Genomic DNA, 20006 nt, shown 5'->3' on the forward strand with positions numbered 1-20006 from the left:
TAGGTCAGGATCCCTTCGCCGGCACGATCTGGAGGTACACCATCGTCAGAATCAGATTGGCGAAGAACAACAACAGGAATGTGATGACAACAGCCTGGTTGACCGCCTCACCAACGCCTTTGGGCCCACCAGAGGGGTGTAGTCCCTTGTAGGCCGAGATGACTCCGGCGATGACACCGAAGACCGCAGCCTTGATCTCGCCACTCCAGATATCCGGCAGCTGCGCAAACGCCGAGAACGATGCGATGTAGGCGCCGGGATTACCGCCCTGCAGGATCACGTTGAAGAAGTAGCCACCCGCGATACCGACGACAGATACCAGCCCGTTGAGCAATACGGCAATGAGCACCATCGCCAACACACGTGGAACAACAAGTCGCTGAATGGGATTGATGCCAAGGACTTCCATGGCGTCGATCTCTTCACGGATTGTCCGCGAACCGAGGTCAGCGGTGACCGCCGAACCGGCAGCACCAGCGACAAGCAGAGCAGTCACCAGTGGACTTCCCTGCTGTATCACCGCAAGAACGCTGGCAGCGCCGGTGAACGATTCAGCGCCCAACTGCTTGATCAGCGAACCGGTCTGCAGCGAAACGACAGCGCCGAACGGAATCGCGACCAGCGCAGTCGGCAAAATCGTGACACTGGCGATGAACCATGCTTGCTCGATGAACTCGCGAAACTGAAACGGCCGCCGGAACGTATTCTTCACGACCTCGACGAAGAGTTCGACGATGTTGCCGGCCTGAGTCAGTGCCCCGTGTACAGGACTCAGAACCGAGTTGCGGGTACCCGCCATTCGTTATGCCTACCCTTGTCCGTGAGTCGTGTTTCCGTAGGGATCACCCTCATAAGCTGGAATTACCTGTGTATCCTGCGAGCTTCCGTCCCACTCCCCCTGGTACTCGCTCGCGTCCGCGTAGGCGTGGTTGAACTGACCCGCCTCCTCGTTGAGGCTGTCCTGGATTGCCGCCTGCGCGTTCACCGGCAGTGTGTGCATGATCTGACGGACCCGCTCCTGACGGCGACGAACAGCCTGACGCTCCGGATTACCGGGCGTCGCCTTCATCTGCGGCACGATGCCCTCGACGTCGTCGACACCACCGGCATGGTGACCGGCATCCACGAGCGCCTGCTCGTGCGCCATCTGAGCCTCGTCCTTCTCCTCCGACATACCGATCGGACCGATCATCGTGCCGTTGAGGAACTGCTTGACCACCGGCTCATCCGAGGTGAGCAACACCTCACGAGGACCGAACATCACCAACTGACGGCGGAACAGCATCCCGATATTGTCCGGAACCGTACGAGCAAGGTTGATGTTGTGCGAGACAATCAAAATCGTGGCATCGGACTGAGCATTGATATCGATCAACGTCTGACTGATGTACGTCGTACGCACCGGATCGAGACCCGAGTCCGGCTCGTCCACCAAGATGATCTCCGGATCGAGCACCAACGCGCGAGCCAGACCGGCACGCTTACGCATACCACCGGAAATCTCACCGGGAAGCTTGTCCTCCGCACCGACCAGACCCGTCAGATCGAGCTTCTCCATCACGATCTTGCGGATATCGGATTCCGACTTCTTCGTATGCTCACGGAGCGGAAACGCGATGTTGTCGTACAAATTCATCGAACCGAACAACGCACCGTCCTGGAACAGCACACCGAACAACTTACGGATCTCGTAGAGCTCCTTCGAGGAACACTGCAAAATATCCGTGCCGTCGATCACGATGGAACCCTGCTCGGGGCGGAGCAAACCGATCAAAGACTTCAAGAACACCGACTTACCGGTACCCGAGGGCCCCAGCAACGCGCTCACCTCACCGGCGGGAAGCGTCAACGACACGTCCTGCCAAATCCTCTGCGACCCGAAAGACTTAGTCAGCCCGTCTACCGCTACCTCTACTCCCACCACTACCTCCGCGCCGTCCGATGCATCCACCCGATGTGGGTTGGGTCACTCTATCGCATGGAAGTGTTACCCGTGACTGCGAATACTACTAACGAGTAAGTACGAAGCACAAACTAACACGCACCTTGAATCGGACACGTATCCGACCTGCGCTGATTCGGGCATTCCGGCCGGATACGGCAAACAAAAAAGAGGGCCACTTCCCGTAGGAAGTGACCCTCTTTCGACTACTCGAGGTGAGCAGCAGAGAAAACCGTCTTACTTGACGGAGATCTTTGCGCCGGCGCCTTCGAGCTTTTCCTTTGCAGCTTCAGCTGCTTCCTTCGAAACCTTCTCCAGGATTGCCTTCGGAGCGCTCTCGACGAGATCCTTGGCTTCCTTCAGGCCGAGGCCGGAAACGACCTCACGGACGACCTTGATGACCTGGATCTTCTTGTCGCCAGCCGACTCGAGGACGACGTCGAACTCGTCCTGCTCTTCAGCAGCTTCTGCGCCGGCAGCCGGTGCGCCTGCAGCGGCGACGGCGACGGGAGCAGCAGCGGTGACCTCGAAGGTCTCCTCGAATGCCTTAACGAACTCCGAGAGCTCGAGGAGGGTGAGCTCCTTGAACTGGTCCAACAACTCTTCGGTGCTGAGCTTCGCCATTGTGGCGGTCCTTCCTGTAAGTCCCATGTCGCTGATCCGCGACCGGGCGGGGTTATAGCAGTGATGCGCGGGTGCGGATCAGCTTTCGGCTTCGGCCTCGGCCGGAGCCTCGGTAGCAGCCTCTGCGGCAGCAGCCGGAGCTTCTGCAGCTCCGCCTTCTGCGGCCTTCTTCTCCTGCAGTGCAGCGGCCAAACGGGCCATCTGCGAAGCGGGAGCATTGAACAGGCCTGCGGCCTTTGCCAAGTTGCCCTTCATCGCGCCGGCAAGCTTTGCCAACAGGATTTCGCGGGATTCGAGATCCGCGATCTTGTTGACCTCGTCCACGGACAGCGCAGCGCCGTCCATGTAGCCGCCCTTGATGATGAGCGCCTTGTTTTCCTTTGCGAAGTTCTTCAGTGCCTTCGCAGCGTCGACCGGTTCGCCCTTGATGAATGCAATGGCGGTCGGTCCGACGAACAGGTCATCAAGGCCCTCGATGCCAGCCTCAGCGGCGGCACGCTTAACCAGGGTGTTCTTGGCGACGGAGTAGGTGGCACCTTCTCCGAGAGCGCGTCGCAGTGTCGTGATGTTGCCCACTGAAAGACCACGGTATTCCGTGATCACAGCAGCGGTCGAACCCTTGAACTGCTCGGTGATTTCCGCAACTGCGGAAACCTTCTCAGGCTTTGCCATACTTCGCCTCCTCTCGTGACAGTCGTTATCCCACTTCGGAACCGCCGCGGCTCACCAGGAGAACCTGACAAGCCACAAGTCCTAGACATGCAAAACGCCCCGGCGCAGGGCGCACGGGGCGTACAGAGGAGACAATCGGAAGCGAAAAGAACCACCACAGAATGCGTTCCCCCTTACCTCGTCCTCCTGCGTGGGTCGCCGGACATTTCCGGACTTTCAACTGCACTCATCGCTAAGCGCAATAACCAACGGTCTTGGGTAGAACATGATTTTGGGGTGAAGTTCATATCCAGCACTGAACTCCGCGTTGAAGACTACCTCACCGGGCAACACATCACCAAATCGCCCCTGGGCCCTCTCCCTGAATGCAAAAAGAAGGCCGATAGGGAGGTAATCCCTATCGGCCTTCTTTCAGTTCAGCGGACTGCTTACGCGTCTGCAGCATCCTCGAGGAGGTTGCGGGTACGGTTCGGATCCACCGGGATGCCCGGACCGGTGGTGGTCGAAACCGTGATCTTCTTCACGTAGCGGCCCTTGGCCGACGAGGGCTTCGCACGCAGGATCTCGTCCAGCGCTGCGCCGTAGTTCTCCACCAGCTTCTCATCGTCGAACGATGCCTTGCCGATGACGAAGTGCAGGTTGGCCTGCTTGTCGACGCGGAAGTTGATCTTTCCGCCCTTGATGTCGTTGACAGCCTTCGTGACATCCGCGGTAACGGTGCCCGTCTTGGGGTTCGGCATCAAGCCACGGGGTCCGAGGACACGGGCGATGCGGCCGACCTTGGCCATCTGATCAGGAGTCGCGATTGCGGCGTCGAAATCGACCCATCCACCCTGGATGCGCTCGATCAGGTCTTCTGCACCGACTACGTCAGCGCCTGCAGCCTCAGCTTCTGCTGCCTTCTCGCCAACGGCGAACACGATGACGCGAGCGGTCTTACCGGTGCCGTGGGGCAGGTTGACCGTTCCGCGGACCATCTGGTCAGCCTTACGGGGGTCGACGCCCAGACGAACTGCAACCTCAACGGTTGCATCCATCTTGGTGGACGACGTCTCCTTGGCGAGCTTTGCAGCCTGAAGCGGGCTGTAGAGCTTGTCTGCGTCGATCTTCTCAGCGGCGGCGAGGTACGCCTTGCTGCGCTTTGCCATTTCTTCTGTCCTTACTTATCACTGCAGAGAGTTACTTGATGCAGTGGTGAATGGTTCAGTTGTGGTCAGGGCCTGGCCGGCCCTCCCACGTGATGCTGTGGAGCTTCTGAATTAGCCCTGGACCGTGATGCCCATGGAACGAGCGGTGCCGGCGATGATCTTCGCGGCCTGCTCGATGTCATTGGCATTGAGGTCTTCAGCCTTGGTCTTCGCGATTTCGCGCACCTGATCCATGGTTACCGAGGCAACCTTGGTCTTGTGCGGTTCGCCGGAGCCCTTGGCTACGCCGGCTGCCTTGAGGAGCAGTCGAGCAGCGGGAGGGGTCTTCAGCTTGAAATCGAAGGTCCGGTCTTCGTAGACCGAGATCTCGACCGGCACAACGTTGCCGCGCTGGGACTCAGTCGCCGCGTTGTAGGCCTTGCAGAACTCCATGATGTTCACGCCATGCTGACCGAGCGCGGGACCCACGGGAGGTGCAGGGTTAGCCTGACCTGCCTGGATCTGCAGCTTGATGAGCCCGGCGAGCTTCTTCTTCTTTGGGGGCATCTCTAGTTCCTAGTTTCTAGCTTGGGTGTGTGTCTTGCGTCTAACAGTGCAAGTGTGGGGGTTAGATCTTCGCGACCTGGTTGAAGTTCAACTCAACCGGAGTTTCACGTCCGAAGATCGATACGAGGACCTTGAGCTTCTGCTGCTCTCCGTTGACCTCGCTGATGCTGGCAGGCAATGTCGCGAACGGGCCGTCCATGACCGTGACGGATTCGCCGATCTCGAAGTCCACCTCGATGAGGGGCTTACCGAAGGACTCGACCGGCGCCTCGCCTGCTGCGACGGCAGCTGCTGCAGCCTGCTGCTTCTTCTGCTCTTGCTGAGGAAGCAGGAACTTGACGACGTCGTTGAGAGACAGCGGCGACGGACGCGAGGTGGCACCGACAAATCCGGTGACTCCAGGCGTGTTGCGCACTGCGCCCCACGATTCGTCGTTGAGTTCCATGCGGACCAGGATGTAGCCGGGGAGTACCTTGCGGTTGACCTGCTTGCGCTGGCCGTTCTTGATCTCGGTGACCTCTTCGGTGGGAACTTCCACCTGGAAGATGTAGTCGCCGACGTCGAGGTTCTGAACGCGGGTCTCGAGGTTGGTCTTGACCTTGTTCTCGTAACCGGCGTACGAGTGGATGACGTACCAGTCGCCTGGTGCGCGGCGCAGAGCAGCCTTCAGTTCCGCAACCGGATCTTCTACTTCGATGTCGGCTGCCGGAGCAGCGTCGTCGGAGTTCTCGGCGTCCTCGGAGATGATGTCCTCGGTTGCCTCGGTCTGCGCGGCTTCGGTGCCGTCTGCAGCGTCTTCGGCAGCGTCGGTATCGGTGCCTTCGCCAGCCTCGACGTCTACTTCGGCTGCCGCCTCGGCAGAAACACGCTCTTCGGCCAAGGCCTCATTCGTGTCGTTCTCGGGGGTGCTCACTGGGGCACTCGCTTCCTCTCGTTACTCGGACCCGTGCGGGTCTTTCTCGCGCTCGCAGGCAAAGACGCCCGACGATTCGACAATCAGCCGAACAGCCAGGTAACGCCCTTGATCACAGCGATATCGACGCCGCTGATGAAAGCGACCATGAAGACCACGAACGCCAGCACGACGCTGGTATAAGTGACCATCTGCTTACGGTTCGGCCAGATGACCTTGCGGAGTTCTGCGATGACCTCGCGGAAGAACTTGCGAAGGCGTTTGAAGAGGTTGTCCTTCTTCGCCTTGGGGTTCTTGCCGGGGTTCTTTGCAGTCGCCTTCGGCGACGCCGTCCGTGCCGGAGTCTTCACGGTGGACGCTGCAACCGAGGCGCCGCGTGCAGCGCGCTTGCCGGTCGGCTTGTTGGAAACCCCACTTGATGCGGAAGCCGCCTCTACGGCGTCTCCCTTGTCCAGCGAAAGATCGGAACGCGTGGCCGCGTCAGCTGCAGTGTCGTCGACAGCCTTCGAAGCGGAAGACGGTGAAGTCTCCGCGTCCGAAGCGTCGGCGTCGCGCTTGTCGCGATCCTCGCTCACGTCGTTCCTCTCAGTCGCTGGCATCCGGGGGCAGGGGCGACAGGACTTGAACCTGCAACCTGCGGTTTTGGAGACCGCTGCTCTGCCAGTTGAGCTACGCCCCTTTGGTTGACGTCCGCAGCCCGGCACTTTCATGCCCTGCTGGTTCGGTTAACCGCTCTGCGATCACACAACATACGCGCTACCCGATGTGAACATCTTGCGACGTTCAGGGCAGCGCGCAGCGCTGAGGAATCCCAGAAATCTCAGTGTACTTCAAAGCCCCGGAACAAACACAATCTACCCGGCTATCAGGCCAGACGGACTGTGGCCGTGGCGCGGCCGAAGATTTTTCTACCTTCGGATTTTGCCACAATTGCCAGTACTGCAGTCTTGCTGTCTTCGTCGATCGACTTCACCTTGGCGGTGAACTCGATCTCGGCGGCCTTGTCGGCTGCCACGATTACCGGACTAGTAAACCGTACATTGTATTCGGTTACCGCACCCGGGTCCCCTAGCCATTCGGTGACGTATCCGGCACCCATGCCCATGGAGAGCATGCCGTGCGCCACCACATCGGGCAGGCCGGCAAGTCGAGCAACCTCGTCACTGAAGTGAATCGGGTTTGGATCTCCCGATACGCCCGTGTAATTGACGAGGTTTCCGCGCGTGAGGGTGACGGTCTTCTCAGGAAGAAGATCGCCGACATTCACGTCGGAAAATTTACGGAGCGACATGCATCATCACATCCTTGACTGCGTGGGCGATGTTCTCGTCCACCTCACCACCGGTGCGGGCAACCAGGGTTGTCCACATCGTGACGGTCTCTCGACCGTGCTGGTTGATGATGATGTTCTTGGTCACGATGATGTCACTACCTGCAGCCTGCCTGAACGAATCCAGATAGACGTCGCAGAACAGTCGATCCCCCACCTGAATCGGTTCGTGAAGCACGATCCGTTGATCCGTATGGAGAATCTGACTCAAGTCGTAGCCGGTGACAACTTCTTCGAAGAGTCGACGTTGGGCAATGCCGCCGACGATCGCAACAAACGTCACCGGAGCAATCAGGCCGTCGTATCCGAGGCCCTTTGCAGCGGTTTCGTCGTAATGCGCAGGATGTGAATCCTGGACGGAGCGAGCGAACTCGCGCACCTTCTCGCGCCCGACCTCGTAGAAGTCTTCGACACGATAATGGTGACCGACCATCTGGACGGCATGAGCGGCCGGGTCCGTAGGGACCTCGGCCGCTGCCTTGTTCTCTTGCAAATCAGTCACGCGGAGAAACTCTCTTCTAGCTAGGACCCGAAGACGCAGGCCCCAAGAGGGTCTTCCGCGAAAATCGTCGTCCCGTTAAGGACTTGCTACTTCGACTCGCGATGCGACTGGTGGGTTCCGCAGTTGGGGCAGAACTTCTTGAGCTCCAGGCGATCGGGGTCGTTGCGCCGATTCTTCTTGGTGATGTAGTTACGGTGCTTGCATACCTCGCAGGCCAAGGTGATCTTGGGCCGAACGTCGGTCGAGGAGGCCACGGGATGCCTTCTTTCGGGTGTATCTGATTACGAACAATCAGGGTGGATCATGCATATTGTGTAGCGGTGACCGGACTTGAACCGGCGACGCAACGATTATGAGTCGTTTGCTCTACCAACTGAGCTACACCGCCTCGGTGTCGAGTGTCGCGCAAAAAGCGCGGCACCACAATCCAGCGAGCCCCCTAACGGAATCGAACCGTTGACCTTTTCCTTACCATGGAAACGCTCTACCGACTGAGCTAAGGGGGCGTGGCTTCCGGAGTGCGTTGCCGCTCTCTTGAAGCCTCCGAAAGATTACACACGAACGCGCTCCAGCACCAAATCGCCAGGTCATCGGGGCAAAATCAGTGCCGCAGCCCATTGTTGCACCGATCCGAGCCCATGGCGAGGCCTTTGACGCAACGGATATCCGCCCAATGACGGCCACTCGTGCCTAATTACGGCCGTTCGTGCCCGAGAACGACGACGCTGAGAACGACGACACTGAGAACAACCACACCGCGTCTCGGCCGACAGCGCACTGCTTCTCTGCATCTACAACTCTCTATCTACCTACTGCTGCGCCTTCGACTACTCGACGCGATCGGAACCGGAACGGACTGAGCTGGCGCAGCCGGGGCCGAACACAAAAAAGTCAGCCCCGATCCTGATTCAGGATCGGGGCTGACTTGGTGTGGCAGATGTAGGATTCGAACCTACGTAGGCATAAGCCGACGGATTTACAGTCCGCTCCCATTGGCCGCTCGGGCAATCTGCCGTGCTGCACCAGGTCTTGATCCGATGCACTCGCAAGTATATCGCGGCGCGCAGCGGCCAAGAACGGCTTCCTTGGTGCGGAAAGAAGAATACAACGAACCCACCCCCATTTTGCAAACCGGGTGGTGAGCGGCGGTGCCGACCCGATAACGTCGAGGTGTCCACCGGCACGGAAGGTGGGCAGACCCGATGTTGTGACTACCGGAAAGCGGGAGTGTAGAAGTGGCTGATTCGTCCTTCGACGTGGTGAGCAAAGTAGACCGTCAAGAGGTGGACAACGCCCTGCATCAAGCTGCCAAGGAGCTGACCACACGCTTCGACTTCCGGAACACCGGTGCGTCGATCGAGTGGTCGGGTGAAGAAACGATCACGTTGAACGCCGACACCGAGGAGCGCTTGCTGGCGGCCCTCGAGGTGTTCAAGGAAAAGTTGATTCGCCGGGACATCTCCCTGAAGGCATTCGATGCGGGAGAGCCGGCACAGTCCGGAAAGATCTACAAACTGTCCGGAACGTTGGTCCAGGGCATCTCCAGTGAGAACGCGAAGAAGATCACCAAGAAGATCCGTGACGAGGGCCCCAAGGGCGTCAAGGCACAGATCCAGGGTGAGGAGCTGCGCGTCAGCAGCAAGAAGCGCGACGACCTTCAGGGCGTCATCTCCCTGCTCAAGGGTGAGGACTTCGGGATCGCCCTGCAGTTCGTGAACTACCGGTAGTAGGGGCTGCGCCCCTGTGCGCCTTTTTGGTAGTTCCGACGACCAGAAAGGCGCACCGGGGCCGAAGGCCCCTACATGCCCGCCATCTTCTCCAAACGCTCGATTCGCTCCGCCATCGGCGGATGCGTCGAAAAGAGCCTGCTCATCTTCTCCCCCGCCCGGAACGGGTTTGCGATCATCAGATGCGACTGAGCCGCCAATCGAGGCTCAGGGGGCAACGGAGCCGCCGCTACACCTGCCTCCAGCTTTCGTAGCGCCGACGCCAGCGCCAGTGGGTCACCGGTGAGCTCGGCTCCCGATTGATCGGCCTGATACTCCCGTGAGCGCGAGACCGCCAGTTTGACCACGGTGGCGGCGATCGGTCCCAGAAGCGAGACCAGCAGCAATGCAATCGGGTTGCTTCCCTGACCGTTGCCTCGTCCGCCGAACATGCTGGCGTACATCGCGAAGTTCGCCAGGCCGGAAATGACGGCAGCCATGGCCCCGGCGACCGAAGAGATCAGGATGTCCCGGTTGTAGACGTGTGAGAGTTCGTGCCCGAGTACTGCTCGCAGTTCTCGCTCGTTCAACAAACCCATGATTCCGCTGGTCACACATACCGCAGCGTGGCGCGGATTACGGCCGGTTGCGAAGGCATTCGGTGCGTTGGTCGGGCTGATGTAGAGCCTGGGCATCGGCTGATGCGCTGTAGTCGCCAGTTCGCGCACGATGCGATAGATCACGGGCGCTTCGACCTCGGTGATGGGCTGGGCATGCATCGACCGCAACGCCAGCTTGTCGCTGTTGAAATAGACGTAGGCATTCATTCCGACGGCAAAGAGTACGGATAACCACAAGATGGTCGGGTTGCCGAACAACGATCCGATGAACACGATCAGGGCAGACATGCCCAGCAGCAGCCCGAAAGTCTTGGCTCCGTTTGCGTAGCCGTGCACAGCGCTCAACCCCTTACCCGTAACGAGCTCGACTGCTCGCGTGTAACTTCGCGGCTTTTGCAGCCGACCCGTTAGCACAACGAAGAGCAAGGGTGTTCAGGTTCCCGCGGCAACGCGAACGGTGTATGCGGTTAAACGTCAGCCAACCCGTCGAACCGTGTAATCGATCAAGCGAACCAGGGCGTCGTTGGCTGGGCCTTGCGGCAACTCTGCCAGCTGAGCCAGGGCTGCATCGACATATTCGCCCAGCTTTGCTTTGGCTTTGGTCATTCCAGGTGAACGTTCGAGCAAGGCGAGAGCCTCCTCGACGTCAGCATCCTCGGTGACCGGGCCGGCAAGCAGCTCGCGAAGACGATCCGCGTCGGCGCCCTCTTCCTCGAAGGCGTACAGCACAGGAAGCGTGTGGACTCCCTCGCGCAGGTCGGTGCCAGGGGTTTTACCCGACTGTTCCGAAACGGAGGAGATGTCGATGATGTCGTCGACGATTTGAAATGCGGTGCCGACGGCGTCGCCGAGTCGCTCGAGTCGTTCGATCTGGGTGGCGTCGGATCCCGAGAAAGTTCCACCGAATCGACCGGAAGCGGCGATCAGCGAACCGGTTTTCTCCCACACGACCTTGAGGTAATGCTCGATCGGATCCTGTTCCTGCCTGGCACCGATCGTCTCGCGCATCTGTCCGGTGACCAACTCGGCAAACGTTTCCGCGATGATGCGAACGGCTTCGGGCCCGAGCGTCGACACCAGTCTTGACGCGTGAGCGAACAGGTAGTCACCGGCGAGGATGGCAATACTGTTGCCCCAGCGAGCATTTGCACTGGGTGCGCCGCGGCGCATCTCCGCCTCGTCCATGACGTCGTCGTGATAGAGCGTCGCGAGGTGCACGAGTTCGGTGACCGTGGCAGCGGTGACGATGGACGGATCGGTCGGATTGGGTCCGAGTTGGGCCGTCAGGATCGTGAACAGCGGCCGGAACCGCTTGCCACCTGCGCGCGCGAGGTGCAGGGCGGCTTCGGTGAGGAAGTCCTCCCCGTCGGACAGCTCGCTGACCAACAACTCTTCGACATCGGCGAGTCCACTACGGACAACATCAGCAAGCTTCTCGTCGCCCAGGTCTATGCCCGCTACGACGGTGCTCACTGCCGTTGTGTCGGCAGCAGTTTTTTCGGTGCTCACGATGTCAGTACCCATTCCTGTCGTCAGTGACGGCTCGGTTCCCACGGTAGTGAACCTAGCGGTTCGCACTTGGCACGGCCTCGCCACGGTCTCGATCACGAGCCTGGGAAGATGTGAGTGTGTCCGCCGAAGAGCAGTCCCCCGCCGTGAATTCCCAGCCGACCGAAACTGACATTGTGGTCATCGGTGCAGGTCCTGCGGGTTCTTCGGCCGCTGCATGGGCCGCGCGCAGTGGCCGCGACGTCGTCCTGATCGATGCGGCCGTGTTCCCCCGAGACAAGACATGTGGTGATGGACTCACTCCGCGGGCCGTCGCCGAGCTTGATCGACTAGGCCTCGGAGAGTGGGTTAGGTCACACACGACGAACAAGGGGCTCCGGCTATCAGGCTTCGGCCAAGAGCTGGAAATGGAGTGGCCGTCCACAGCGTTCCCCTCTATCGGCAGCGCTGTCCCCCGCGCCGAGCTGGACGATCGGATCCGACGATGCGCGATCGAGTCCGGTGCGGTGATGCTGGAAGGCACCAAAGCCGTCGACGTCGACCGTGACGGTGATCGGGTCAGTGCAGTTGTGCTGTCCGGCCCCTCGGGAACCAGCACTCTGCGGTGCCAGACCCTCATCGTCGCCGACGGTGTTCGTTCGACGCTCGGCAAGAAGCTGGGGCGGCAGTGGCATCGGGACACCGCGTACGGAGTGGCCGCGCGCGCTTATGTCGGAACTCCCCGCAGCGCCGATCCCTGGATTACGTCGCACCTGGAACTGCGTGACGGCGACGGCACCCTACAGGCGGGATACGGCTGGATTTTCCCGCTGGGCACCGGCGAGGTGAACATCGGCGTCGGCACCCTTGCGACAGCCAAGCGGCCGGCCCCCGGAGCGTTGCGCCCGCTCCTGGATCTGTACACCGATCAGCGCCGCGGCGAATGGCAGTGGAACAGTGAAATCCATTCCGTTGCTTCAGCTTTGCTACCGATGGGCGGCGCGGTATCCAATATCGCCGGCCGTAACTGGGCGATCATCGGCGATGCCGCGGCGTGTGTGAATCCACTCAACGGCGAGGGTATCGACTACGGCCTCGAGGGTGGACGGTTGATCGTCGAACACCTCGGCGACGGCGATCTGACCGAACTGTGGCCGAGCGTCCTACGCGAGCATTACGGGCAGGCGTTCTCCGTCGCGCGGCGTCTTGCCGGGCTGCTCACGGTTCCGCGGTTCCTCCCCGCGTCCGGCCCGATCGCGATGCGGTCGAAGGCAATGATGACCGTCGCGGTCAGGGTGATGGGCAACCTCGTCACCGACGCCGACGCTGATCTGACGGCGCGGGCCTGGCGAGCGTCGGGAGCCGCATCCCGAAGGATCGACTCCCGTCCGCTGTTCGGCTGATTACAGCAGGTTCAGCGCGTCGCGTGATGTAGCGCCACGACGCCGCCGGTGAGGTTGCGCCACTTGACGTTCTTCCACCCGGCTGCCTCGATCTTGCGTGCCAGTTCTTCCTGCGTCGGCCAGGCGCGAATGGATTCGGCGAGGTAGACGTACGCGTCGGGGTTGCTGCTGACGGCGCGGGCCACCTGTGGGAGTGCCTTCATGAGGTACTCCATGTAGACGGTGCGGAAGGGCCCGAAGACGGGCGTCGAGAACTCACTGACGACAAGGCGTCCACCTGGCTTGGTGACGCGGGCGATCTCCCGCAAGCCGGCCTCGAAATCGGAGACGTTGCGCAGACCGAAGGAGATGGTCGCGGCGTCGAATACGTCGTCGGCGTATGGCAGGAACATGGCGTCGCCGGCCACCATCGGGACTTTGCGGGAGCGACCTGCCTGCAGCATGCCCTTGGAGAAGTCGGTGGCGACGCACCACGCGCCCGACCGGCCCAGTTCAACGGTCGAGACTCCGGTGCCTGCGGCGAGGTCGAGAACCTTCTCGCCCGGCTTGAGATCGAGGGCCTCTCGCGTTGCCTTGCGCCAGCCTTTGTCCTGGCCGAAGGAAAGCACGGTGTTGGTCAGGTCGTATCGCTCGGCGACGTCGTCGAACATCGACGCGACCTCGCGCGGTTGTTTGTCGAGAGTTGCCCGGGTTCCGTGTGTAGTCGCCACACGTCAAACGCTACCAACACTCGCGAAGTGGGCTGGTTCAGGCTGCTCGGGCGCCTGTTCGCCGGCCAAGACCGTGCACGTCCTCGTAGTGATTCAGCAACTCGTCGCAGATAGCCGGCCACGTCCGGTGCAGGACCGACCGCCGAGCGGCCGAACCGAACTGCACTCGCAGATCGCGCTGACGGAGGGCGTCGATTGCGCTGGGTAGAAGTTCGCCGAATCTGTCCACCGGCAGGAGGTAGCCGTTGCGGCAATGCGAGACAAGATCCCGAGGGCCGCCCGCGTCCGGCCCGACGACGGGTATACCGCTCGCCAGCGCTTCCTGGACGGCTTGGCAGAACGTCTCGTGCTCTCCCGGGTGCACAAAAACGTCCAAGCTGGCGTAGGCCTCGGCAAGATCGGTTCCGCCGAGTGCGCCGGTGAAAACCGCGTCGGGCAACAGCGCGCGCAAGCGCTCTCGGTCCGGCCCGTCGCCGACGACCACGAGTTGCAGGCTGCGATCTCCGGCCAGCGCGGACAATCGTTCGACGTGTTTCTCCGGTGCCAGCCGTCCCACAAAGCCGACAACCAGGCGATCACTGTCCCCGCTCCAGGTGCGGCGCAGAGCGGAGCTACGACGCGACGGCGCGAATCTTGCTGCGTCGACGCCCCTCGCCCACTTGTGGACCCGGGGAATTCCGTGTTCTTCGAGGGCGTCGACGGCGGAGGTGGACGGCGCGAGGGTTCTGGTGCAGCTCTTGTGAATTCGCCGGGTCCACGCCCACGCTGCCCTGCTGGTGAGGCCGAGTCCGTAGCTTTCGGCAAAGCCCGCGACATCGGTTTGATAGACGGCGACGGTAGGAACGTGGAGTCGTTTGGCGATGCCTACTCCCCCGGCGCCGAGGAGGAAGGGCGACGCGAGGTGCATGACGTCAGGCGCAAAGGCGCGAACGGCGGCGGTCAATCGTGGTTGTGGCAGTCCGACCGGTAGCGAACTGACTTTCGGAACCATGACGGCAGGCACTCGGTGCACGGCGACGCCTTCGTGCCGGGTGGGGGCGTGCCCATTTCCCACGGCGTCCGGCGCGATGACCATCGCGTCATGGCCGGTTCGGTCGAGATGTTCGAGCACGCGTAGGACCGAGTTGGTGACGCCGTTCATGTTGGGCAGGAATGACTCCGCAACGATGGCTACTCTCACACCGATCACGGTGACAGTGCGAGGGAAAGTCCGTGCCGTGTTCGTGTGAAGCGCAGGCTAATTCGAGGTGACGGGCTCTGACGTGCGCACCAGAGCCTCACGTTTGCGCAGGTACCAGACGGCGGGTCCGGCCAGGAGCCACGTCACGACGATGACCGATCCGGCGGGAATCAGCGCGACACTCGCGCTGCGGCCGGCCACCCGGACCAGGTCGGGGTCGGTCTTGTAGTACTCGACCTCGATGCGTTGTCCGACAGTCAGATTGGTGGGATAGAGCACGCCGAGTTCGGGATTGTGGTTCGCGCCGTCCGGCGTCACGAAGCTGATAGCGGACCGCAGCGAACCGGCGGAGAGCACCTCGGCGGTTGCGGTCCCCATGTTCGATTCGATGGTCCGGTCGTTCCGCCAGGCACCGAGTACGAGGATGACCGCGAGAACCGAAATGCCGATCGCAACGACGAGGATTCCGATGCGGACACGGCGCAGAACCACGTCGCTCACAGTTGCGCTCGCACTGATGCGTGCAGTTCCCGCAAACCGCTGCGGTCGGTGGGAACCTCCAGAACCCGGATACCTGCAGCGGGTTGTGCCAGCGCTTCCGTGAGCTTGTCGACGCTCACGGCGGTGTGCGGAACGCGGTAGGCGGCGCACAGTGCTGCCAGGTCCATGCCGTGTGGCGTGCCGAAGACACGCTCGAACACTCCGGCGTACTGCGGATCGCCTTGCTCGAGCAGTTCGAATATTCCGCCGCCGTCGTCGTTGGCGACGATGATCGTGAGGTCGCGAGGCCGCGGTTCCCCGGTCCCGATCAACAGGCCGGAGGCATCGTGCAGGAAGGTGAGGTCGCCCATCAGGGCGATTGTTCGTCCCTCGTCGTAGGCCAGAGCAGCGCCGACCGCGGCCGAGACCGTGCCGTCGATCCCGGCGACGCCGCGGTTGGACAGCACTCGCACCGACGACTTCGGGTAACTCACCAGCGCCGCGTCGCGCACCGGGTTGGAAGCTCCGAGCAGCAACTGGTCACCGTCGCCCAGAGAACCCATCACCGCTGCGGCTACGTGCAGGCCGGTGGCCTTGGGGTGGGCAGCCAGCTGCTTGGCGACGGCCGCGTCGGCGTGCTCGGTCAGCGACATGCATCGCGCAATCCACGCCGGGTCCGGTGTTCCGCTCACGACGGCCCGGGTTCCGGTGGCAAGGACGTTGCCCGACACGTCGGGCCAGCGCGGCCCGGTAGTAAGCGCATAGACGTCGACGCTCGGGTCGGCCAGCACCTTGGACACCTGACGATGCAGCGTGGGACGGCCGGTGATGACTACCTGCCGGGGTTTGAGTTGTGCCAAAGCCAGGGGATGCAACGCAATTCCGTGCAGCGGCGCGGTGGGTTCGGCGACGGTCGGCAGTCCGGCGAGTTCGGGTCGCAGCGCGCTGCCGTGGCCGGAGACGACAACGGTGTCTGCGGTCAGATCCAGGTCGAGGGGGACGTCGAGTGTTGCGTTCTGCGTGGTGGTCCACGCTGCGCCGCCTGGCCGACCTTCCGGAACCGGCCCCTGCAGATGCACGTCGGGAACCAGCGGTTCGCGCAACGGTATGTCGAAGTGCACGGGCCCGGCGTTGCCTGACCGGGTTCCACGGGCAGCGGCGAGTACCCGGCACACCGCGGAACGCCACTGGCTGTTCTGCGTCGTATCGTCTTCGGCCAGCCCGAGGCTGATGGTGGCGCGCACCTGGCTGCCGAACAATCCGAGTTGCTCGACGGTCTGGTTGGCGCCGGTTCCGAGCATTTCGTACGGCCGGTTGGCGCTCAGGACTACCAGAGGCACTCGTGCGTAGTTCGCTTCGAGCACTGCGGGTCCGAGGTTCGCGACGGCCGTTCCGGACGTCATGACGATCGGCACCGGACGCTTGCCTGCGATTGCCAGTCCGAGCGCGAGGAAGCCGGCTGTCCGCTCGTCGATCCGCATGTGCAGACGCAGGCGTCCCTCGATGTCTGCGGACTGAAGGGCAAATGCGAGCGGCGCGTTGCGTGAGCCTGGGCAGAGCACGACTTCACGCACGCCACCACGAACCAGTTCGTCGACGACGGCTGTGGCTTGTGCTGTGGACGGATTCACGCCTTCAAGAGTGTCAGATGTTCGGGCCGGGCCGTTCCGAGGGGCGAGTCTGCGGCACCATGTGTGAGTGCGCACACTCTTCGATCCTTCCGACACCTCGCCCCGCCGGTTCTACCAGTTGCTCACGGCGACGGTGGTTCCGCGGCCGATCGCCTGGGTGTCGACGCTCTCGGCCGACGGCGTCGGCAATCTGGCGCCGCACAGCTTCTTCACCGTGGCCAGTGCGGCTCCGCCGGTGGTGCAGTTCACCTCGGTTGGCCGCAAGGACAGTTTGCGCAATATCGAGGCGACCGGCGAGTTCGTGATCAACGTGGCAACGGCGTCGCTGTTCGACATGATCAACGACAGTTCGGCCCCCTACGCTCCCGGCGCCGACGAGTTTCTCGAGTTGGGTATTCGCAGTGAGCCGAGCGAACGCGTGCGCCCGCTTCGGGTCGCGGAATCGCCGGTTGCGATCGAATGTACGTTGCGCCAGGTCATCGAGGTCGGTGATTCGTTTGTGGTGATGGGCGACGTTGTTGCCGTCGCGGTTCGCCCGGACGCGTTGGCCGACGACGGCTTGCCGGAGTTCGCGGCGTTGGCACCTTTGAGTCGGTTGGGCCGCTCGGAATGGGGCCTGCCGCCGGAGGTTGTCGTCAAAGAGCGGCCCAGCAGACCGAAACGATAAGTTAGGATTGCCTGACCTACTGTCGTCGATCGAGGGTTCCGTCATGGCCAAGCGTTCCAAGTTCGTGAAACCGGTGTCACGCAGCATCACGTCAGCCGAAGTTGTCGCGAACAAACGGATCAGTCCCACCTTCATCCGCATCACGATTGCCGGCGAGGAGCTGGGCACCATCACCCCGATGGGCGCCGATCACTGGTTCCGCCTCTTCATCCCGCAAGCCGGCCAGAGTGAGCTGCGACTGCCGTCCGCGGCAAACAACCTCTGGTATGCGCAGTACCTGGTGATGTCCAAGGACACCCGTCCCGTGGTGCGTAATTACACGATCCGCGAGTACCGGCCCGCCGGATCCGGGCTCTTCGGCGACACAGCGGAAATCGACATCGACTTCGCCTTTCACGGCGATATCGGTCCGGCATCCGCGTGGGCTGACACGGCCTCGAGCGGCGACAAGGTAGCGCTGCTCGACGAGGGCTGCATCTACAACCCGACCGCCGACTGCGCCTGGCAACTCCTGGTCGGAGACGAAAGTGCCCTACCGGCAATCGCCGGAATTCTCGAGACCGCAGACGCCGATCTGCGGGCAGAGGTCTTCATCGAGATCCCGAACGTCGAGGACAAGCAGGACCTCCCGCAGCTCGCTCACGTGAACGTGCATTGGATCATCCGGGAAGACACAGACACCAAGCCCGGAGCACTTGCCCTCGAGGCTGTTCGCGCGGCCGAACTTCCCGAAGGCCCGTCGTACACGTTTGTCGCCGGCGAGCAAGCCCTCACCACCGGGCTACGACGCCACCTCGTGAACGACCGCAAGTTCCCGAAAACCGACATCACGTTCACCGGGTTCTGGCGCGACGGCCACGCTGCGAACTGATCTGGCACAACGAAGAGCGGCCCGGGAGTGAAACCTCCCGGGCCGCTCTGTGTCGTGCTGGTCGAACTTATGCGGCGTGCTTCTGGATCAGATCACCCAGACGCGGCAGTGCGGCCGTTACGTGCTTCTGCGCCGAACCACGCAGCTTGGAGTACATCGACTTGACGACGGCCTTGTCGCTGCCTTCGATGCGCTCGTCCGTCACCTGGAGCAGTGAGTTGGCAACGGCGTCGCCGCGAGCCGTGATGAACTCCGCGAAGCTTCCGCCGCCCGAGGCGGAGAATTCCTGCCAGTACGGCTCGAGCTTTGCCACGAATTCGGGCAGAAGTGCGGTGACTGCGTCCGGCACGATGGACGGGCTCACCTTCTTGACTGCGCCGTAGCCGCCCTTGAGAGCTAGCCCTGAGGCCCCCGACTTATCCGAAACCTCTGCGTCGATCAAGGTCTGCACGTCCGCGACGACCGCGGGAAGCCGTGAATCCTCGAGCAGGGTTTCGTTCAGAGCTGCAACCACTTTCGATCCCTTCATTCTTGACTGATGTTCATCAGGTCGGGCCCGACACTATACGAAATTCAGCGCGCCTCGTTGATCGAGTATCCGATGACAGCGGCGGACGCGGCCCAGCCACCACGCGGTGCGTTCGGGCGTGGCCGTCAGCTGCGCGAGGATCGACGGATCAGGCTCGACCGCGCCGACGGACAGAGCACCCGAGATTGCCGGATCGATAACTGCGACGTCCCGGACGAACAGCCCGCCAGTGCCCAATCCGCACGCAAACGGCAACTCGGGCAACGCAGCTGCGGCCGCGAGCCCCGACGCCATCCCGACTGCCGTATCGAGCGCACTGGACACCACCACCGGCACGCCGTACTCGGCCAGTTGAGTACTCAACGCGACCACCGCGCGCATACCGCCGAGCGGGGGCACCTTCACTATCGCGACGTCTGCTCCCCCAGCGCGCACCACTCGCAGCGGATCTTCCGCGCGCCTGATGCTCTCGTCCGCGGCAATCCGCACACCCGTCCCCGCTGCGCGCACCCGCACCAGTTCCTCGACGCTTGCGCACGGCTGCTCCGCGTACTCGAGTTCACCGCCTTCGGTCAGCGCCCGCAGCGCCACAACGGCCTCGTCGACGCTCCACCCACCGTTTGCGTCGACACGCACATTGGGGATGTGCCGACGGACCTCGTTCACCCGGGCAATGTCATCCGCCAACGACTGTCCTTTTTCGGCGACCTTGATCTTGGCTGTTCGCGATCCGGGAAAACGCTCCAACAATTCCGGCACCGCCGACGCGTCGATCGCGGGAACCGTGGCGTTGACCGGCACCGTGGCCCGAATCGCAGGCGGGGGGCCGAGCCACGCGGCTTCGATGCCGGCGCGCAGCCAGTGCGCGGCTTCCTCGTCGTCGTACTCGACAAACGGAGCGAACTCCCCCCATCCTGCCGGGCCGCGCAGAAGCAGCGCCTCACGCGTCGTGATCCCGCGAAAACGCACCCGCATCGGCAAACTCACCACAACTGCGTCGGCGATCAGATCGTCGAACGACGGCAACTCGAAGATGGGAGACAT

At 62.2% G+C, this 20006-nt stretch carries 23 protein-coding genes and 4 tRNA genes; 4 read left to right on the plus strand and 23 right to left on the minus strand.

What is annotated here, in order from left to right:
* Window positions 1-4: 4 nt before the first annotated feature.
* The 15 genes from CJ178_RS11185 to CJ178_RS11255 all read right to left on the minus strand — a co-directional run bounded on the left by CJ178_RS11185 (window position 5) and on the right by CJ178_RS11255 (window position 8691).
* Window positions 5-799 (minus strand): MlaE family ABC transporter permease, encoded by a 795-nt coding sequence (locus CJ178_RS11185; RefSeq protein ID WP_033236462.1) that lies wholly within the window; start codon window positions 797-799, stop codon window positions 5-7.
* 9 nt (window positions 800-808) lie between these two features.
* Window positions 809-1924, minus strand: coding sequence for an ABC transporter ATP-binding protein (locus CJ178_RS11190; protein ID WP_275586646.1), 1116 nt, complete (start codon window positions 1922-1924; stop codon window positions 809-811).
* A gap of 255 nt (window positions 1925-2179) precedes the next feature.
* Window positions 2180-2566: a 50S ribosomal protein L7/L12 gene (gene rplL, locus CJ178_RS11195; RefSeq protein ID WP_033236464.1), complete on the minus strand. Its 387-nt coding sequence runs from the start codon at window positions 2564-2566 to the stop codon at window positions 2180-2182.
* A 78-nt stretch (window positions 2567-2644) separates the two neighbouring features.
* Window positions 2645-3238 carry a 50S ribosomal protein L10 gene (gene rplJ, locus CJ178_RS11200; RefSeq protein ID WP_033236465.1) on the minus strand — a complete coding sequence of 198 codons (594 nt, stop codon included), beginning with the start codon at window positions 3236-3238 and terminating at the stop codon, window positions 2645-2647.
* A 428-nt stretch (window positions 3239-3666) separates the two neighbouring features.
* Window positions 3667-4386 (minus strand): 50S ribosomal protein L1, encoded by a 720-nt coding sequence (gene rplA / locus CJ178_RS11205; protein WP_003941982.1) that lies wholly within the window; start codon window positions 4384-4386, stop codon window positions 3667-3669.
* 111 nt (window positions 4387-4497) lie between these two features.
* The gene (rplK, locus tag CJ178_RS11210) at window positions 4498-4932 is read right to left on the minus strand and encodes a 50S ribosomal protein L11 (RefSeq protein WP_033236466.1); all 435 of its coding nucleotides are present in this window, start codon (window positions 4930-4932) and stop codon (window positions 4498-4500) included.
* Between the two features lie 61 nt (window positions 4933-4993).
* Window positions 4994-5845, minus strand: a complete 852-nt coding sequence (gene nusG / locus CJ178_RS11215; protein ID WP_033236467.1) for a transcription termination/antitermination protein NusG — start codon at window positions 5843-5845, stop codon at window positions 4994-4996.
* Between the two features lie 83 nt (window positions 5846-5928).
* On the minus strand, window positions 5929-6420 hold the full coding sequence (secE, locus tag CJ178_RS11220; protein WP_033236468.1) for a preprotein translocase subunit SecE: 492 nt from the start codon (window positions 6418-6420) through the stop codon (window positions 5929-5931).
* A gap of 31 nt (window positions 6421-6451) precedes the next feature.
* A tRNA-Trp gene (locus CJ178_RS11225) sits at window positions 6452-6524 on the minus strand.
* 186 nt (window positions 6525-6710) lie between these two features.
* Window positions 6711-7136 carry a (3R)-hydroxyacyl-ACP dehydratase subunit HadB gene (gene hadB / locus CJ178_RS11230; protein WP_092801960.1) on the minus strand — a complete coding sequence of 142 codons (426 nt, stop codon included), beginning with the start codon at window positions 7134-7136 and terminating at the stop codon, window positions 6711-6713.
* Window positions 7123-7608: a (3R)-hydroxyacyl-ACP dehydratase subunit HadA gene (gene hadA, locus CJ178_RS11235; RefSeq protein WP_172936632.1), complete on the minus strand. Its 486-nt coding sequence runs from the start codon at window positions 7606-7608 to the stop codon at window positions 7123-7125. Before hadA ends, hadB begins: the two co-directional genes overlap by 14 nt.
* Window positions 7609-7763: 155 nt before the next feature.
* A complete protein-coding gene (rpmG, locus tag CJ178_RS11240) occupies window positions 7764-7931 on the minus strand; it encodes a 50S ribosomal protein L33 (protein ID WP_003941903.1) in 168 nt (55 codons plus the stop codon).
* A 61-nt stretch (window positions 7932-7992) separates the two neighbouring features.
* Window positions 7993-8065, minus strand: a tRNA-Met gene (locus CJ178_RS11245).
* A gap of 45 nt (window positions 8066-8110) precedes the next feature.
* A tRNA-Thr gene (locus CJ178_RS11250) sits at window positions 8111-8183 on the minus strand.
* 425 nt (window positions 8184-8608) lie between these two features.
* Window positions 8609-8691, minus strand: a tRNA-Tyr gene (locus CJ178_RS11255).
* A gap of 221 nt (window positions 8692-8912) precedes the next feature.
* Between CJ178_RS11255 and CJ178_RS11260 the strand changes: the two genes are divergently transcribed.
* On the plus strand, window positions 8913-9404 hold the full coding sequence (locus tag CJ178_RS11260) for a YajQ family cyclic di-GMP-binding protein (protein ID WP_033236471.1): 492 nt from the start codon (window positions 8913-8915) through the stop codon (window positions 9402-9404).
* 71 nt (window positions 9405-9475) lie between these two features.
* Here CJ178_RS11260 and htpX read toward each other — a convergent pair whose 3' ends face one another.
* Both htpX and CJ178_RS11270 read right to left on the minus strand, forming a co-directional pair.
* Window positions 9476-10339, minus strand: coding sequence for a zinc metalloprotease HtpX (htpX, locus tag CJ178_RS11265; protein ID WP_084703053.1), 864 nt, complete (start codon window positions 10337-10339; stop codon window positions 9476-9478).
* 138 nt (window positions 10340-10477) lie between these two features.
* Entirely contained in the window at window positions 10478-11527 is a 1050-nt protein-coding gene (locus CJ178_RS11270; protein ID WP_095886712.1) for a polyprenyl synthetase family protein, read from the minus strand.
* Window positions 11528-11631: 104 nt separating this feature from the next.
* Between CJ178_RS11270 and CJ178_RS11275 the strand changes: the two genes are divergently transcribed.
* Window positions 11632-12894, plus strand: a complete 1263-nt coding sequence (locus CJ178_RS11275; protein ID WP_045071004.1) for a geranylgeranyl reductase family protein — start codon at window positions 11632-11634, stop codon at window positions 12892-12894.
* Window positions 12895-12905: 11 nt separating this feature from the next.
* Here the strand turns inward: CJ178_RS11275 and CJ178_RS11280 are convergent, their stop codons facing one another.
* Genes CJ178_RS11280 through menD form a run of 4 tightly spaced genes read right to left on the minus strand, consistent with a single transcriptional unit; the run spans window position 12906 to window position 16895 of the window.
* Window positions 12906-13604, minus strand: a complete 699-nt coding sequence (locus tag CJ178_RS11280; protein ID WP_033236474.1) for a demethylmenaquinone methyltransferase — start codon at window positions 13602-13604, stop codon at window positions 12906-12908.
* 37 nt (window positions 13605-13641) lie between these two features.
* A complete protein-coding gene (locus CJ178_RS11285) occupies window positions 13642-14784 on the minus strand; it encodes a glycosyltransferase family 4 protein (protein WP_218833721.1) in 1143 nt (380 codons plus the stop codon).
* A 57-nt stretch (window positions 14785-14841) separates the two neighbouring features.
* Window positions 14842-15285, minus strand: coding sequence for a DUF3592 domain-containing protein (locus tag CJ178_RS11290; RefSeq protein WP_095886713.1), 444 nt, complete (start codon window positions 15283-15285; stop codon window positions 14842-14844).
* The gene (gene menD, locus CJ178_RS11295; protein ID WP_033236476.1) at window positions 15282-16895 is read right to left on the minus strand and encodes a 2-succinyl-5-enolpyruvyl-6-hydroxy-3-cyclohexene-1-carboxylic-acid synthase; all 1614 of its coding nucleotides are present in this window, start codon (window positions 16893-16895) and stop codon (window positions 15282-15284) included. Before menD ends, CJ178_RS11290 begins: the two co-directional genes overlap by 4 nt.
* 67 nt (window positions 16896-16962) lie before the next feature.
* On the opposite strand from menD, the gene CJ178_RS11300 reads away from it, so the two are divergent.
* Both CJ178_RS11300 and CJ178_RS11305 read left to right on the plus strand, forming a co-directional pair.
* On the plus strand, window positions 16963-17562 hold the full coding sequence (locus tag CJ178_RS11300; RefSeq protein ID WP_045071007.1) for a flavin reductase family protein: 600 nt from the start codon (window positions 16963-16965) through the stop codon (window positions 17560-17562).
* 43 nt (window positions 17563-17605) lie between these two features.
* Window positions 17606-18433: a siderophore-interacting protein gene (locus tag CJ178_RS11305; protein WP_095887940.1), complete on the plus strand. Its 828-nt coding sequence runs from the start codon at window positions 17606-17608 to the stop codon at window positions 18431-18433.
* A gap of 67 nt (window positions 18434-18500) precedes the next feature.
* Here the strand turns inward: CJ178_RS11305 and CJ178_RS11310 are convergent, their stop codons facing one another.
* Window positions 18501-18947 carry a DUF6918 family protein gene (locus tag CJ178_RS11310; protein WP_033236504.1) on the minus strand — a complete coding sequence of 149 codons (447 nt, stop codon included), beginning with the start codon at window positions 18945-18947 and terminating at the stop codon, window positions 18501-18503.
* A 48-nt stretch (window positions 18948-18995) separates the two neighbouring features.
* Complete coding sequence (locus CJ178_RS11315) at window positions 18996-20006, minus strand: o-succinylbenzoate synthase (protein WP_095886714.1); 1011 nt, start codon at window positions 20004-20006, stop codon at window positions 18996-18998.

Source organism: Rhodococcus sp. ACPA4 (assembly GCF_002300185.1).
In the GTDB taxonomy this organism is placed as follows: domain Bacteria; phylum Actinomycetota; class Actinomycetes; order Mycobacteriales; family Mycobacteriaceae; genus Rhodococcus_F; species Rhodococcus_F globerula.